1 protein-coding gene is annotated in these 781 nt (G+C 62.2%); it reads left to right on the forward strand.

Translation table 11 applies throughout. The features are described 5' to 3' along the window. A partial coding sequence (locus HX846_RS35815; protein WP_306173202.1) for a lipopolysaccharide kinase InaA family protein occupies positions 1–781 on the forward strand: 781 nt, incomplete at both ends.

Consider the following 781-nt stretch of genomic DNA (forward strand, 5'->3'; position numbering starts at 1 on the left):
CATTTTCAGCGTGAACTCAAGGGCGTGCGGTTGTTGGCCGAACAAGGCCTGACCACACCGCTGTTGCTGGCCGATGGTCTGCAAGAGGGTGAGGGCGGTTGGCTGCTGTTCGAGTTTCTTGAAGGCGCCGACAGCCTGGCTGATGCGTGGCAGGCTGTTGAACACCTGCCGCCGCTGGCTGACCAGCAGCAAGCGGTGCTCGCCGAAGCGCTGGGTGCGATTGCGCAGATGCACGCCAAGGGCCTGTGGCAGGAAGACCTGCACCTGGACAACCTGCTGCGTCAGGACGGCAAACTGTATTTGATCGACGGCGCCGGGATCTGTGTCGAAGAGGCGGGCAAACCGCTGTCGCGCAACCGGGTCCTGGAAAACCTTGGGGTGTTTTTCGCGCAGTTGCCGAAAAACCTCGAGCCGTTTACCGAAGAGTTGCTGGTGTATTACCTGCTGAGCAATGGCGAACACGCGTTGCCGCTCGAAGCGTTGCAGAAGCAGGTACGCAAGGTCAGCGTCTGGCGCTTGAAGGACTTCCTGAGCAAGGTTGGCCGGGAGTGCACGCTGTTCAGCGTCGTGCGCGGGCCGTTCGCTCTGCGCGCGACTCGTCGTGAGGAAGAAGCGGCGATGCTGCCGGTGCTGGCGCAGGCCGATGCGCTGCTCGACCAGGGCCACCTGTATAAAACCGGTGGGGCGGCCAGTGTCGCCAAGGTCGAGGTGGCCGGTCGACCACTCGTGATCAAGCGCTACAACATCAAGGGGTTTGCCCATTGGCTCAAGCGCTTCTGGC

Origin of the sequence: Pseudomonas sp. K5002 (assembly GCF_013386655.1) — a bacterium.
Taxonomy (GTDB): Bacteria; Pseudomonadota; Gammaproteobacteria; order Pseudomonadales; family Pseudomonadaceae; genus Aquipseudomonas.